General features: G+C 65.1%; 12 protein-coding genes. 5 read left to right on the top strand and 7 right to left on the bottom strand.

The genetic code is table 11. From position 1 onward, the window contains the following. Positions 1-99 precede the first annotated feature (99 nt). Positions 100-453, top strand: a complete 354-nt coding sequence (locus KSS94_RS04990) for an MGMT family protein (RefSeq protein ID WP_217841931.1) — start codon at positions 100-102, stop codon at positions 451-453. 43 nt (positions 454-496) lie between these two features. After that, positions 497-2,044 carry an AmpG family muropeptide MFS transporter gene (locus KSS94_RS04985; protein WP_217841930.1) on the top strand — a complete coding sequence of 516 codons (1,548 nt, stop codon included), beginning with the start codon at positions 497-499 and terminating at the stop codon, positions 2,042-2,044. Positions 2,045-2,197: 153 nt separating this feature from the next. Here the strand turns inward: KSS94_RS04985 and KSS94_RS04980 are convergent, their stop codons facing one another. The 3 genes from KSS94_RS04980 to KSS94_RS04970 form a co-directional block, all read right to left on the bottom strand. Further along, positions 2,198-3,445, bottom strand: a complete 1,248-nt coding sequence (locus KSS94_RS04980; RefSeq protein WP_217841929.1) for an MFS transporter — start codon at positions 3,443-3,445, stop codon at positions 2,198-2,200. Positions 3,446-3,605: 160 nt separating this feature from the next. Continuing rightward, positions 3,606-4,448, bottom strand: a complete 843-nt coding sequence (locus KSS94_RS04975; protein ID WP_217841928.1) for a mechanosensitive ion channel family protein — start codon at positions 4,446-4,448, stop codon at positions 3,606-3,608. Between the two features lie 91 nt (positions 4,449-4,539). Further along, a complete protein-coding gene (locus KSS94_RS04970) occupies positions 4,540-5,025 on the bottom strand; it encodes a YajQ family cyclic di-GMP-binding protein (protein WP_217841927.1) in 486 nt (161 codons plus the stop codon). Between the two features lie 103 nt (positions 5,026-5,128). On the opposite strand from KSS94_RS04970, the gene KSS94_RS04965 reads away from it, so the two are divergent. From KSS94_RS04965 to KSS94_RS04955, 3 genes are read left to right on the top strand one after another with little or no spacing between them, the layout of a single operon-like run. Then, positions 5,129-6,046, top strand: a complete 918-nt coding sequence (locus tag KSS94_RS04965) for a putative 2-dehydropantoate 2-reductase (RefSeq protein WP_217841926.1) — start codon at positions 5,129-5,131, stop codon at positions 6,044-6,046. A gap of 34 nt (positions 6,047-6,080) precedes the next feature. Further along, on the top strand, positions 6,081-8,102 hold the full coding sequence (locus KSS94_RS04960; protein ID WP_217841925.1) for an ATP-binding protein: 2,022 nt from the start codon (positions 6,081-6,083) through the stop codon (positions 8,100-8,102). 1 nt (position 8,103) lies between these two features. Continuing rightward, positions 8,104-8,667, top strand: a complete 564-nt coding sequence (locus tag KSS94_RS04955) for a cob(I)yrinic acid a,c-diamide adenosyltransferase (protein WP_217841924.1) — start codon at positions 8,104-8,106, stop codon at positions 8,665-8,667. 78 nt (positions 8,668-8,745) lie between these two features. On the opposite strand, the gene KSS94_RS04950 is transcribed toward KSS94_RS04955, so the two are convergent. The 4 genes from KSS94_RS04950 to secA all read right to left on the bottom strand — a co-directional run bounded on the left by KSS94_RS04950 (position 8,746) and on the right by secA (position 14,541). Further along, complete coding sequence (locus KSS94_RS04950) at positions 8,746-9,690, bottom strand: Nudix family hydrolase (RefSeq protein WP_217841923.1); 945 nt, start codon at positions 9,688-9,690, stop codon at positions 8,746-8,748. After that, complete coding sequence (locus KSS94_RS04945) at positions 9,687-10,319, bottom strand: glutathione S-transferase family protein (RefSeq protein WP_217841922.1); 633 nt, start codon at positions 10,317-10,319, stop codon at positions 9,687-9,689. The genes KSS94_RS04950 and KSS94_RS04945 overlap by 4 nt, the downstream gene beginning before the upstream one ends. Before the next feature lie 102 nt (positions 10,320-10,421). Continuing rightward, positions 10,422-11,639: a bifunctional glutamate N-acetyltransferase/amino-acid acetyltransferase ArgJ gene (gene argJ, locus KSS94_RS04940; protein ID WP_217841921.1), complete on the bottom strand. Its 1,218-nt coding sequence runs from the start codon at positions 11,637-11,639 to the stop codon at positions 10,422-10,424. A 166-nt stretch (positions 11,640-11,805) separates the two neighbouring features. Continuing rightward, entirely contained in the window at positions 11,806-14,541 is a 2,736-nt protein-coding gene (gene secA, locus KSS94_RS04935) for a preprotein translocase subunit SecA (RefSeq protein WP_217841920.1), read from the bottom strand. Positions 14,542-14,820 lie beyond the last annotated feature (279 nt).

The following is a 14,820-nucleotide window of genomic DNA, read 5'->3' as shown; positions in this document are numbered from 1 at the left end:
CGACCCTGAGCAACGACAGACCCAGCCCATGCCGATGAGTTCCGCTCTCATTCACCACAGCCGCCTGTCCGGTTTCATCCGCAGGCCAGGAACGCTCTGATGCCCGCCCTCACTCCGCCACCCCCGGAAAGCGCCGAAGCCCGACGGATGGCGCTGTATTCGGTCCTGGGCCAAGTGCCCGAAGGCAAGGTGGTCAGCTACGGCCAGTTGGCCGAACTGGCCGGCCTTGGCCGCGCCGCGCGCTGGGTCGGGCGCACCCTCGGGCAGTTGCCCCACGACACCCGCCTGCCCTGGCACCGGGTGCTGGGTGCCGGCGGGCGGCTGAGCCTGGCGCTGGGCACGCCGTCCGGCGACGAACAGCGCGCGCGGCTGCGCGCAGAGGGAGTGAATGTAGCCAATAATCGTGTGGATATGGCGCGCCATGGCTGGCGCCCAATGGAGCACAGCGGTTAGAGTGCGCGCTTTGTTTTCGAAAACTTGAGGCAGATGTTGGCCCATGCCCCGTAAAACCTGGCGCGCTGCGCTCGCTGCCTATGCCAGCCCGTCAACCTTGGTGTTGTTGTTGCTCGGCTTTGCTGCCGGCTTGCCCTACATGCTGGTGTTCTCCACGCTTTCGGTCTGGTTGCGCGAGGCTGGTGTTGCCCGCGAAACCATCGGCTACGCCAGCCTGATCGGCCTGGCGTATGCGTTCAAGTGGGTGTGGTCGCCGCTGCTCGACCAATGGCGCCTGCCGCTGCTTGGCGGCATGGGCCGGCGCCGCTCGTGGCTGCTGCTTTCACAGCTTCTGGTGGTGGTGGGCCTGCTGGGCATGGGCTTCTGCGACCCGCAAAAGCACCTGTCGTGGCTGATTGCCCTGGCGGTGCTGGTGGCTTTCGCCTCGGCCACCCAGGACATCGCCGTCGACGCCTACCGCCTGGAAATCGCCGACGACCAACGCCAGGCCGCCCTGGCAGCCAGCTACATGGCCGGCTACCGGGTCGCCGCGCTGCTGGCCACCGCCGGTGCGCTGTTCTTCGCAGAATGGTTCGGTTCTACCGGCTTCAGCTACCTGCACAAGGCCTGGGCCAGCACCTACGTGCTGTTCGGCGTGCTGATGCTGCCGGCGCTGTTCACCACCTTGGTGATGCGCGAACCACCGGTACCGCTGCGCACCCAGCTGTCGGCAGCGCGCTACGGGCTGATGCACCAGATGGCTTCGGTGTTCGTGCTGATCATCCTGCTGGTGTCGGTACCGGCCAGCTTCACCCAGATGTTCAACACCGGCTGGTCAACCGTGGTTTCCGGTGAGGCCACACCGCTGGACCTGCTGCTCGAGGACCGCGCCTTCCTGCGCCTGATCCTCTATGTGCTGCTGACCTGGGCCTGCCTGTCGAGCCTCGGCCGCCGCGGCCTGGCGCCAGTGCTCACGCCAATCAACGACTTCATCGCCCGCTACCGCTGGCAGGCCCTGCTGCTGCTCGGGCTGATCGCCACCTACCGCATGTCCGACACGGTCATGGGGGTGATGGCCAACGTGTTCTACATCGACATGGGCTTCACCAAGGACCAGATCGCCAGCGTCAGCAAGATCTTCGGCCTGATCATGACTCTGGTCGGTGCCGGTGCCGGCGGCCTGCTGATCGTGCGCTTCGGTATCCTGCCGATCCTGTTCATCGGCGGCCTGGCTTCGGCGGGCACCAACATCCTGTTCGTGATGCTGGCCGACATGGGCCCGAACCTGGAAATGCTGGTGGTGACCATCTCGTTGGACAACTTCAGCTCAGGCATGGCTACTTCGGCGTTCGTCGCCTACCTGTCGAGCCTGACCAACCTGAAGTTCTCGGCCACGCAATATGCCCTGCTGAGCTCGATCATGCTGCTGTTGCCGCGGTTGATTGGCGGGTATTCGGGGGTGATGGTGGAGAAGTTCGGCTACCACAACTTCTTCATGATCACCGCCCTGCTGGGCGTGCCGACGCTGATCCTGATCGCCCTGCACTGGCGCCAGGAAGCCGGGCGCGGCAAGCCTGCACCGGTTGCTGATTCGGCCACCGAACAGCCCTGAGAATTATCGTCATCCTGCACCGGCCCTATCGCCGGCAAGCCGGCTCCTACAGGTACCGCGTAACCTGTAGGAGCCGGCTTGCCGGCGATAGGGCCGGTACAGGCAATTACGCCTGCAGCGCCTGCCAGGGCCTCATCGCTGGCAAGCCAGCTCCTACAGGTGATCGGCGCCCAGGCTATTGGGCCGTCCGCCCACCACGAACCACAGAGGCCACAACGCCATAGCCCCGGCGATACCTGCGCCCAGGGCAAAGTGCAGCAGGCTCGCCCCCGCGCCCAGCATCGCCAGCACCGCGCCGCCCAAACCCAACAGCGCGATGGTGATCATGCCCAGCATGGCCGACACCAACCCCTTGCTCTGCTCGCTGGCAAACAGCGTCATGCGGTACAGCACCGCGTTGGCCACCCCCAGCCCCAGCGCGTACAGCGACATGCCGGCCACCACACTGGTTACCGACGGCCACAGCCAGGTCGCCAGCACCATCAGGCACAGGCCGGCCAGGTACGGCGCCAGCGCGCCACGCACCAACGCTGGCAACGGGTAGCGGTCGGCAATGCGGTTGATGATCAGATTGCCGAGGATCAGCCCGCCGAACACCGGCAACTGCCACAGGGCGTATTCCATTGTGCTCAGGCCCTCGTCGTGAATCAGCAGCACTGGCGACAGGCCGATCCAGCCGATCAACGGCAGGCCCACCAGCCCCAGCGCCGCGCTGCCGGCGACGAACTTGCGATTGGCCAGCAGTTGGCCGTAACCGGCCAGCAGCGGCAGCAGGTGGATGGGCGTGAACGCCAGACGCGAGCCGTCGCGGCGCTCCACCCCCAAGGTCTCGGGCATCAGGCGGTACAGCAGCAGCCAGCAAGCCACCGCGCCCACGGCGAAGGCGACGAACAGCCAGCGCCAGTCGAGCCACTGCAGCATCAGGGTGCCCACCAGCGGCCCGAGCAGCGGCGACAGCAGCGCGATGTTGGCCAGCAAGGCCATCATGCGTACCGCGTCGGCCTCGCTGAACGCCTCGTTGAGCGCCGGGTAGCTGACCGTCACCACAAAGCCCAGGCCAATACCCTGCAGCAGGCGCAGCAGGTTGAACAGGCCAATATCGTGCACCCAGAAGGTCGCCAGGCAAGCGCCGCCGAAGAACACGCAGCCGGCCAGCAGCAGCGGGCGCCTGCCATAACGGTCGGCCAGCGGGCCGATCAGCCACTGCAGCACCACCCCGCCCAGCAGGTACAGGTTGAGGGCGTGGGGGATGAATTCGGGGCTGGCCTTCAGGTCGTCGACCACCACCGGCATGGCCGGCATGACCGCGTCGCTGGCCAGGTAGGTGAGCAGCTCGAACAGCGCCAGGGTCAGGCCGAACAGCAAAGCACGCAGGGGAGTGATGTACAGCAGTGGTTTCATGGTGGCTATCAGGTGCAGGCAGGTGGGGGCAGGTTATATGCCAGAAATGGCAGGGATTGGCTGTGAACAAGTGTAAGGGGGTAAAAGCATCGCGGGGCAAGCCCGCTCCTACGCCATAGACGTGGGAGCGGGCTTGCCCCGCGATGGCTGCTGAAGCGGGTTACTGCGGTGCAGCCTCCTGCACCACGCGAATCACCCGCTGCGGAAACGGGATGTCGATACCCTCGGCCTTGAGCCGGTCGCGGGCATGCTCGTTGAGCATGAACATCACATCCCAGTAGTCCGAGGTCTTGGTCCACAGGCGCAGCGACACGGTGATCGAGCTGTCGCCCAGTGTGGCCACTACTGCCTGCGGCGCCGGGTCAGCCAATACCCGGGGGTCTTTGGCCAGCTCCAGCAGTACGTTGCGGGCCTTCTGCAGGTCAGCCTCGTAGTCTACGCCCACATCGAACACCACCTTGCGCGTCGGCTGGCGGTTGGTGTTGGTGATGATGCCGTTGGACAGGCTGCCGTTGGGCATGATCACCGTCTTGTTGTCGCCGGTACGCAGCACAGTGTGGAAGATCTGGATGCTGTCCACGGTGCCGCTCACGCCCTGCGCCTCGATCCAGTCGCCGATGCGGAACGGGCGGAACATCAAGATCAGTACACCGCCGGCGAAGTTCGCAAGGCTGCCCTGCAGCGCCAGGCCAATGGCCAGGCCCGCAGCACCGATGGCGGCGACGAACGAGGTGGTCTCGATGCCGATCATCGACGCCACACTGACGAACAGCAGGATCTTCAGCACGATGTTGGCCAGGGTGCTGATGAAGCCCTGCAGGGCCACGTCGGTGTTGCGCATGCCCACCAGCTTGCCCAGGTGCGCACTCAACCTGTTCACTACCCACCAGCCGATGGCCAGGGTCAGCAGTGCCAGCAGCACCCGGCTGCCGTACTCCATGATCAGCGGAATCCAGGTTTGCGACTGGCGTACCAGCTGGTCGACCTCTGCGTTCAAATCCATAGTCATCTCCTGAAACCGGGCCGCCTCGGACTCAGCGGCCCTGAACCCACATGGACATCATTGCGCCAGCTGGGTTCAGGCATCGCTCCAATCAGTCGCGGAAGTTGTTGAACTGCAGCGGCATGTCGAATTCCTTGGTGCGCAGCAGGGCAATGGCTTCCTGCAGGTCGTCGCGCTTCTTGCCGGTGACCCGTACCTGCTCGCCCTGGATGGCGGCCTGCACCTTGAGCTTGCCATCCTTGATGGTGGCGACGATCTTCTTGGCCAGGTCCTTGTCGATGCCTTCGCGGAACTTGGCTTCCTGCTTTTTCTCCTTACCCGAGGCGTACGGGTCCTGGGTTTCCAGGCACTTGACGTCGATCTTGCGCTTGACCAGCGCCAGGCGCAGGATCTCCAGCATGGCTTCGAGCTGGAACTCCTCCTCGGCGGTCAGCAGTACGGTCTGCTCCTTGTCCTTGAACTCGAAGGTGCCCTTGCCCTTGAGGTCGTAGCGGCGGTCGAGGTCCTTGATGGCGTTGTCGACGGCGTTCTGCACTTCGTGCTTGTCCAGTTCCGATACCACGTCGAACGAAGGCATGGGGTGTTCTCCATAAAATGAACGCGCGCTCGGCCTGAAGATGGAGCGCGTCTGCGTTGGATGGTTAAAATGCGGGCTCATTATAACGGGTTGCGAAACGCAGATGAGCAGCACCTGGCATATTCTCGGCGCCGGTAGCCTCGGCAGCCTCTGGGCCTGCCGCCTGGCCCGTACCGGCAAGGCGGTGCGCCTGATCCTGCGCGACGAGCGGCGCCTGGCCGACTATCAGGCCGCAGGCCGGCTGACTTTGGTCGAGCAGGCGCACACCAGCCATTTCGCGATCCCCGCCGAAACCGCTGGCGCCGCCGGCCCCATCCATCGCCTGCTGGTAGCCTGCAAGGCCTACGACGCCGCCCCTGGCGTTGCGCAGTTGCTGCCCCGGCTGGCCCCAGGCGCCGAGCTGGTGCTGCTGCAAAACGGCCTGGGCAGCCAGGACGAGGTGGCCGAAGTGGCCCCCCACGCCCGCTGCATCTTCGCCTCCAGCACCGAGGGCGCGTTCCGTGAAGACGACTGGCAGGTGCGCTTTGCCGGCCACGGTTTCAACTGGCTGGGCGACCCGGCCAACCCCGCCCTGCCCGCCTGGTTCGACGACCTGCACGATGCCGGCATCCCGGCGCAGTGGAGCCTGGACATCCTCACCCGCCTGTGGCGCAAGCTGGCGCTGAACTGCGCGATCAACCCGCTGACCGTGCTGCACGGCTGCCAGAACGGCGGCCTGCTGGGGCACCTGGGCGAAGTCGAAGCGCTGGGCGCCGAGCTTGCCGAACTGCTGCGACGTTGCGGCCAGCCCGAGGCTGCGCTGGAGCTGGACGAAGAAATACAGCGGGTGATCCTCGCCACCGCCGCCAACTACTCTTCCATGTATCAGGATGTGCGCGCCAGCCGGCGCACCGAGATCCACTACCTGCTCGGCCACGCCTGCCGCACCGCCGCCCGCCATGGCGTGGCAGTGCCTGGGCTTGAACAGTTGCACCGACGCCTGGTCGATAGCCTGACGGCGCGCGGCCTGCCAAGCGCCTGAGCCCCTTTCAACGGACACGGAAGCTGTATTGCCCATGACCCTGCGCCAACGCCTGGAAAACCTCCCGGTCGGGCAAAAGCTGCTGGCGGCCCTGCTGGTGCTGCTGGTGACCATTTTGCTGGTGGCCAACCTGGCCTTCATCAGCGCCGCCTACTGGATCACCCAGGAGAGCATGGCGCCCCAGGCCCTGCAGACCATCGGCAAGCTGGTGTCCAACCCGCAGCTGTCAGCCCGCGCCGGCGACAACCCAGGCACTGCCACGGCGCTGCTCAAGGAGCTGGACAGCTACTCGCCCCTTCGCGCCGCAGCCCTGTACGGCAGCGACGGGCGCATGCTGGCGCAGTTGCAGCACGGCGAGCCACTGGCCCTGCCCAAGCGCTTTCGCAACATCGATGGCTGGCGGCTCATGGAGTTTCGCAGCACCCAGCTGATTCGCCTGCCCCGCGAAGGCAGCCCGCCGGCGCACCTGCTGCTGGTAGCCAGCAGCGAGCTGCCTACGGCGTTCTACACCGGCACCCTGTCGGCCAGCCTGGCCATCCTGGTGTTCAGCATCGTGCTGTGGATGATCATCGCCCGGCAGATCAAGCGCCTGATCACCCTGCCGATCAACCGGCTGGAAGAGCTCACCCGCCAGGTCACCCGCGAAGAAAGCTACGCCCTGCGTGCCCAACGCGGCAACGACGACGAGATCGGCAGCCTGGCCCAGGCGTTCAACACCATGCTGTCGCGCATCGAGGCCCGCGAGCAGCAGCTCAAGCGCACCCGTGACGAGTTCCAGAGTGCCTACGACCAGGCCCAGGGCCTGGCTGAAGAAACCCGCCACACCAACCGCAAGCTGGAGCTGGAAGTCCAGGTGCGCAGCAAGATCGAAAAAAAGCTCACCGGCTTTCAGAACTACCTCAACAGCATCATCGACTCGATGCCCTCGGCACTGATCGCCCTCGACGAGCAGCTTTACGTCACCCAGTGGAACCACGAAGCCACGGTGCTCTCCGGCACGCCCCTGGACGAGGCGCTGAACCAGCCGATCTTCCTCGCCTTCGAGCCGCTCAAGCCGTTTTTGCCGCAGCTCAAGGAAAGCGTCGAGAAGCACCGGGTGGCGAAGATCGAACGGGTCACCTGGCCCAAGGGCGACGACGCCCGCCACTACGCCCTGACCTTCTACCCGCTGACCGGCGGCGGCGGGCGCGGGGTGGTGATCCGCATCGACGACATCACCCAGCGCCTGTCGCTGGAAGAAATGATGGTGCAGTCGGAAAAGATGCTCTCGGTCGGCGGCCTGGCTGCGGGCATGGCCCACGAGATCAACAACCCGCTGGGGGCGATCCTGCACAACGTGCAGAACATCCGCCGTCGCCTGTCGCCGGAGCTGCCACGCAACCAGGAACAGGCCGACGAGCTGGGCATAAACCTCGCCAACGTCAACCAGTACCTCGCCAGCCGCGAGGTGCCTCAGTTGCTGGACGGCATTCAGCAGGCCGGCGCGCGGGCGGCAAAAATCGTCACCCACATGCTCAGCTTCAGCCGGCGCAGCAACCGCCAGCTGGCGCCCTGTGACCTGCCGGCGCTGATCGACCAGGCGGTGGACATCGCCGGCAACGACTTCGACCTGACCATTGGCTTCGACTTCAAGGGCCAGGCCATCGTGCGCCAGTTCGACCCGCAGCTGGGCCCGGTGCCGTGCACCGCCAACGAACTGGAACAGGTGCTGCTGAACCTGTTGAAGAACGCCGCCCAGGCCATCCACCAGCGCCCGCAACCGAGCGAGCCGGGGCGCATCACCCTGCGCACCCGGCTCAACCCGCCGTGGGCGGAAATCCAGATCGAGGACAACGGCATCGGCATGCCGGAGGCTGTGCGCAAACGCACCTTCGAGCCGTTCTTCACCACCAAGGAAATCGGCCAGGGCACAGGCCTTGGGCTTTCGGTGTCGTACTTCATCATCACCAACAACCACAAAGGGCAGATGGAGGTGCACTCCACCCCCGGCCAGGGCACCTGCTTCACCCTGCGCCTGCCCCTGGGCACGGCCCAACCGGCCCGTACGGAGACCTGACATGGGCAACCGCCTGACGAAAATCTACACCCGCACCGGTGACAAGGGCGAAACCGGCCTGGGCGATGGCCGCCGCGTGCCCAAGGACCATCCGCGCGTCGAAGCCATGGGCGAGGTGGACACCCTCAACAGCCAGCTCGGGGTGTTGCTGGCCGGGTTGGCCGAGGCCGGCATCAGCGAGGTGAGCGAGGTACTTGCGCCGTGCCAGCACCGACTGTTCGACCTGGGCGGCGAGCTGGCCATGCCCAGTTACCGGGCGTTGAATGCGCAGGAGGTGGAGCGCCTGGAACGGGCTATCGATGTGTGGAACGAAGAGCTCGGGCCGCTGAAGAACTTCATTTTGCCTGGCGGTTCGGCGCTGGTGGCCCAGGCCCATGTGTGCCGCAGCGTCGCGCGGGCGGCGGAGCGCCGGTGCCAGCAGTTGAATGCGGTCGAGCCGCTGGAGGGGGTTGGCCTGGCTTACATCAACCGGCTGTCTGACCTGTTGTTCGTGGCCGCCAGGATCATCGGGCGGCGCCAGGGGGTGGATGAGGTGTTGTGGCAGGCGGCAGTGAAACCTGCCTGACAGCATCGCGGGGCAAGCCCGCTCCCACGCCAGTCACATACAGCGTGGGAGCGGGCTTGCCCCGCGATGGGCTTGAGCTCAGACCTCGGGCCAGAACGCCCGAATACCTGCCACACCCTGCGCCCCGGCCTGCCAGGCCTGCTCGCGCTGACCCGGCCCGACCCCACCCAGCAGGTACACCGGCTGCTTGACCGTAGCGATCAACTGCTGCGCCTCATCCCACCCCAGCGGCACTGCCTCGGGGTGGGTCTGGGTGGCCTGCACCGGCGACAGGGTGACGAAATCCACGCCCATCTGCTCGGCCAGCGCCAGCTCCTCGGCGTTGTGGCAGGACGCTGCCAACCAGCGCTCTTTCGGGAACGGCCGGCCCTTGGCCGCGTACTTGCGCAACTGCGCGGCAGTCAGGTGCCAGCCGGCGGCGGGGAAATCACCCAGCCACTCCAGCGGGCCCTTGAGCATCAGCTGCGCCTTGCCGGCGCACAGGCCTACCGCGTCCACCGCCACATCGCGGTACTTGGGGTCGTACATGTCCGGCGCACGCAGCTGGATCAGGCGAATGCCATTGGCCACGGCCTTCTGGATGCCCTTGAGCATCTGCGGCACTTCCAGTCCGTCGGGGGTGATCAGGTACTGGTCGGGCAGGCGCGCGGCGGCAACGATCGGCTTGTTGGCCTCGGGGAATTCGTACTGGCCCAGGTCGCGCGGCGCCACCCAGGCCAGAGGTTGGCCTTCGGCGCCATGGGGCTCGCCGGTGAAGGCATCGACCTCGCGCACGTCCAGCAACACCTGCTTGTCCGGGTAGTCATGGCTGACCTTGATCAGCGGGCGCGAGCGGCTGACCTCGATGCCCAGCTCCTCGCGCAGCTCACGGGCCAAGGCGGCTTCAACGCCCTCGCCCTGCTCCACCTTGCCGCCGGGGAACTCCCACAGGCCGCCCTGGTGCTGGGTGTCGGCGCGGCGGGCGATGAGAATGCGCCCGTCGGCGCCGCGAATGACCGCTGCTACAACATGAATCCGTTTCACCCTTCACGCTCCGCGAGGCCAGCTTGCTGCCAGGCCTGGAAGGCCGGCCACTGGTAGATGGTTTCGATATAGGCCGCCGCCTCTGCCGGCACTGCCACCCGGTAGCTGCGCAGGCGCACCGCCACCGGGGCGAAGAAGGCGTCAGCAAGCGTCGCCCGGCCGAACAGGAACGGGCCGCTGTCCTTGGCCAGCAGGCGGCATTCGGCCCACAGCGCGACGATGCGGTCGATGTCCACCTGCACGTCCAGGGGGATGCATTCCAGCGCCTGGTCGCGGGACAGGTCGAACGGCATGGCGCCGCGCAGGGCGAAGAAGCCGCTGTGCATCTGCGCGCAGGCCGAACGGGCCTGGGCCCGGGCTGCCACGTCTTGCGGCCACAGTTGTGCGTCAGGGTGTTGTTCGTTGAGGTATTCGGCGATGGCCAGGGAGTCGGCGATCACGCCGTGCCCGGTCTTGAGCAGCGGCACCTTGCCGGTGGCGGAGAACGCCAGCAGGCGTTGGCGGGTGTCGGGCTGGTTGAGTTTGACCAGGGTTTCGTCGTACGCCACGCCGGCCAGTTCGAGGGCCAGGGCGCCGCGTAGCGACCAGGAGGAATACAGCTTGTCGCCGATGATCAGGTGGTAGCTCATGGGTCGGCTCCATGTTCGATTCAAGGCAGAAAAGTCGCGGGGCAAGCCCGCTCCCACGCACCGTTTACCGGCACCGTGGGAGCGGGTTTGCCCCGCGATGGATCAGGTACGGTATTCGGCGTTGATCTTCACGTACTCGTGGGACAGGTCGGTGGTCCAGATGGTTTCGCTGCACTGGCCACGGCCCAGCTCGATACGGATGGTGATCTCTTCCTGGGCCATCACCTTGGAGCCTTGCTCTTCGGTGTAGCTCGGGCTGCGCCCGCCTTGGCTTGCGATGCACACGTCACCCAGGAACACGTCGATCAGGCTGACATCCAGTTCGGGCACGCCGGCACGGCCAACGGCGGCAAGGATGCGGCCCCAGTTGGGGTCGGAGGCGAACAGCGCGGTCTTGATCAGCGGCGAGTGGGCCACGGCGTAGCCGACGTCCAGGCATTCCTGGTGATTGGCGCCGCCGTTGACCTGCACGGTGACGAACTTGGTGGCGCCTTCGCCGTCGCGCACGATGGCCTGGGCCACTTCCATGCACACTTCGAACACGGCCTTTTTCAGCGCTTCGAACAGCGCGCCGCGGGCTTCGGTGACTTCCGGCAGGTTGGCCTTGCCGGTGGCGATCAGCATGCAGCAGTCGTTGGTCGAGGTGTCACCGTCGATGGTGATGCGGTTGAACGACTTGTTGGCACCGTCGAGCATCAAATCCTTGAGCACAGCAGGTGCGACCTTGGCGTCGGTGGCGATGTAGCCGAGCATGGTGGCCATGTTCGGGCGGATCATGCCGGCGCCCTTGCTGATACCGGTCACGGTGACGGTCACGCCGTCATGCTGGAACTGGCGGCTGGCACCCTTGGGCAGGGTGTCGGTGGTCATGATGCCGGTGGCCGCTTCAGCCCAGTGGTTTTCCGACAGGTTGTCCAGGGCGGCCTGCAGGGCACCTTCGATCTTCTCGACCGGCAGTGGCTCGCCGATCACGCCGGTGGAGAACGGCAGTACCGATTCGGCCGGCACGCCGGCAAGCTCCGCCAGCTTGGCGCAGGTGCGCTCGGCGGCAGCCAGGCCCGGGGCGCCGGTGCCGGCGTTGGCATTGCCGGTGTTGGTCAACAGGTAACGCACGGTGCCCTGCACACGCTGCTTGCTGAGGATCACCGGGGCGGCGCAGAAGGCGTTCAAGGTGAACACGCCGGCCACGCTGGAGCCTTCGGCACAGCGCATCACTACCACGTCCTTGCGCCCAGGGCGCTTGATGCCGGCCGAGGCAATGCCGAGTTCGAAACCGGGAACCGGGTGCAGGGTGGGCAGGGGACCAAGACCAACAGCCATTAGAGCGCTCCTAGAAATTTTGTGGGAATTGAAGGGGCCGCTTTGCGGCCCTTTCGCGGCACAAGGCCGCTCCTACAGTGTCTGGCGTGGTGCCATGTAGGAGCGGCCTTGTGTCGCGATGGGCTGCAAAGCAGCCCCGGGATCTCAAGCCAGGGGTAAGGTCAGATCACTCGATCTGCCCGTGGCAGTGCTTGAACTTCTTGCCCGAACCACACCAGCACGGCTCGTTGCGGCCCAGCTTCATGTCGTTGCGCACCGGGGCAGAGGCTACGGCGACTTCGGCGCCCTCCTCGGCCAGCTGCTCACCTTCAAGGCCTGGGGCAGCCGCATGCTGGAACTGCATGCGGCTGGCCAGCTCTTCGGCTTCGCGACGCAGGCGGGCTTCCTCTTCGACCGGGTCTTCGCGGCGTACCTGAACGTGCGAAAGCACGCGGATGGTGTCGCGCTTGATCGACTCCAGCAGCTCCTGGAACAGGGTGAACGACTCGCGCTTGTACTCCTGCTTCGGGTTCTTCTGGGCGTAGCCGCGCAGGTGGATACCGTGGCGCAAGTGGTCCATGGTCGACAGGTGGTCTTTCCACAGGTCGTCCAGCACGCGCAGCAGGATCTGCTTCTCGAAGGTACGCAGGGCGTCGAGGCCGGCCTGGTCTTCCTTCTCGTTGTAGGCGTCGGTGATTTCCTTGAGCAGCTTCTCGCGCAGGGTTTCCTCGTAGAGGTGGTCGTCCTCGTCGAGCCACTGCTGAATCGGCAGCTTCAGGGCGAAATCGCTGGCCAGAGAGGCCTCCAGGCCGGCCACATCCCACTGCTCGGGCAGCGACTGCGGCGGGATGTGCTGGCTGATGGTGGCGTCGAGCACTTCCTGGCGGAACTCGGCGATGGTGTCGCCGATGTTTTCTGCGGCCAGCAGGCTGTTGCGCATGTGGTAGATCACCTTGCGCTGTTCGTTGGCCACATCGTCGTATTCGAGCAGCTGTTTACGAATGTCGAAGTTGCGGCCTTCGACCTTGCGCTGGGCCTTCTCGATGGCGTTGGTGACCATGCGGTGCTCGATGGCCTCGCCGGACTGCATGCCCAGGGCCTTCATGAAGTTCTTCACCCGGTCAGAGGCGAAGATGCGCATCAGGCTGTCTTCCAGCGACAGGTAGAAGCGGCTGGAGCCGGCATCCCCCTGGCGGCCGGCACGGCCACGCAGCTGGTTGTCGATACGCCGCGATTCGTGGCGCTCGGAGGCGATCACGTGCAGGCCACCGGCCTCCAGCACTTGCTGGTGACGCTTCTGCCAGTCGGCCTTGATCTGGGCGATCTGCTCGGTGGTGGGGTTTTCCAGGGCGGCGACTTCGGCCTCCCAGTTACCACCCAGCAGAATGTCGGTACCACGGCCGGCCATGTTGGTAGCGATGGTCAGTGCGCCCGGGGCACCGGCCTGGGCGATGATCTCGGCTTCTTTTTCGTGGTACTTGGCGTTCAGTACCTTGTGGTCGATACCTTCCTTCTTGAGCAGGTTGGACATGTGCTCGGAGGTTTCGATGGTCGCGGTACCGACCAGCACCGGGCGGCCCTGGCCCATGCTTTCCTTGATGTCGGCGACGATCGCGGCGTACTTCTCATCGGCGGTCAGGTACACCAGGTCGTTGAAATCCTTGCGCGCCAGCGGCTTGTTCGGCGGAATCACCATCACGTTGAGGGCGTAGATCGACTGGAACTCGAACGCCTCGGTGTCGGCGGTACCGGTCATGCCGGACAGCTTGGTGTACAGGCGGAAGTAGTTCTGGAAGGTGGTCGAGGCCAGGGTCTGGCTCTCGGCCTGGATGTTCAGGTTTTCTTTCGCTTCGATGGCCTGGTGCAGGCCCTCGGACAGGCGACGGCCCGGCATGGTACGGCCGGTGTGCTCGTCGATCAGCAGGATCTGGCCTTCCTGGACGATGTACTCGACGTTGCGGTGGAACAGCTTGTGGGCACGCAGGCCGGCGTAGACGTGGGTCAGCAGGCCGAGGTTGTGCGCCGAGTACAGGCTCTCGCCTTCGGCCAACAGGCCCGATTGGGTGAGCATGTCCTCGATGAACTGGTGACCGGCTTCGTTGAGCTCGACCTGGCGGCTCTTCTCGTCGATGGTGAAGTGGCCTTCTTGCGTGACCTGGCCTTCGACTTCTTCGATGTGTTGGGTGAGGCGCGGGATCAGGCGGTTGATCTCGATGTACAGTTTGCTGCTGTCCTCGGCCTGGCCGGAGATGATCAGCGGGGTGCGCGCTTCGTCGATGAGGATGGAGTCGACTTCGTCGATCACGGCGAAGTTCAGCTCACGCTGGAACTTCTCGTCCTGGCTGAACGCCATGTTGTCGCGCAGGTAGTCGAAACCGAATTCGTTGTTGGTGCCGTAGGTGATGTCGGCGGCGTAGGCGGCGCGTTTTTCTTCCGGCGGCTGGAACGCCGAGACGATACCCACGTTCAGGCCGAGGAATTCGTACAGCGGGCGCATCCAGTTGGCGTCGCGGCGGGCCAGGTAGTCGTTGACCGTGACCACGTGCACGCCCTTGCCGGACAGCGCGTTCAGGTACACGGCCAGGGTACCGACCAAGGTCTTGCCTTCACCGGTACGCATTTCTGCGATCATGCCTTCGTGCAAGGTCATGCCGCCGATCAGCTGGACGTCGAAGTGGCGCATGCCCATGACACGCTTGCCGGCCTCACGGGCCACGGCAAAGGCTTCGGGCAACAGCTGGTCGAGGGTTTCGCCTTTGGCCAGGCGCTCTTTGAACTCTGCGGTCTTGCCCCGCAGCTGCTCATCCGAGAGGGCCACCATCTTCTCTTCGAAGGCATTGACGGCACTTACCGTCTTGAGCATGCGTTTGATTTCACGCTCGTTCTTGCTTCCAAAAAGTTTTTTTAACAAAGGCGCAAACATATCGGCAGGATCTTCCACACGTAGGGATGGAGGGCGGCCCCATGAGTCGCCCGTGCAGCCCTGAGGCCGCATGCGAACGAGCATTCTACCCGGAAACGATGGTGAGGAAAGTGGTGGATTTCCACGATGCTGGCACAGCGCTTTTAGGGGGCCTGACTAACATAGGGGCTTTTTCTGCAAGTTCAAGGTGCGCGCGCATGAAACGTATCGAGAATGACTTGCATCAAGTTTCGACCTTGAGGGCCCTATCGCCGGCAAGCCGGCTGCTACAGGGATCGC

This window comes from Pseudomonas fakonensis (assembly GCF_019139895.1).
Lineage (GTDB): Bacteria > Pseudomonadota > Gammaproteobacteria > Pseudomonadales > Pseudomonadaceae > Aquipseudomonas > Aquipseudomonas fakonensis.
This window is presented reverse-complemented; position numbering and strand designations above follow the sequence as displayed.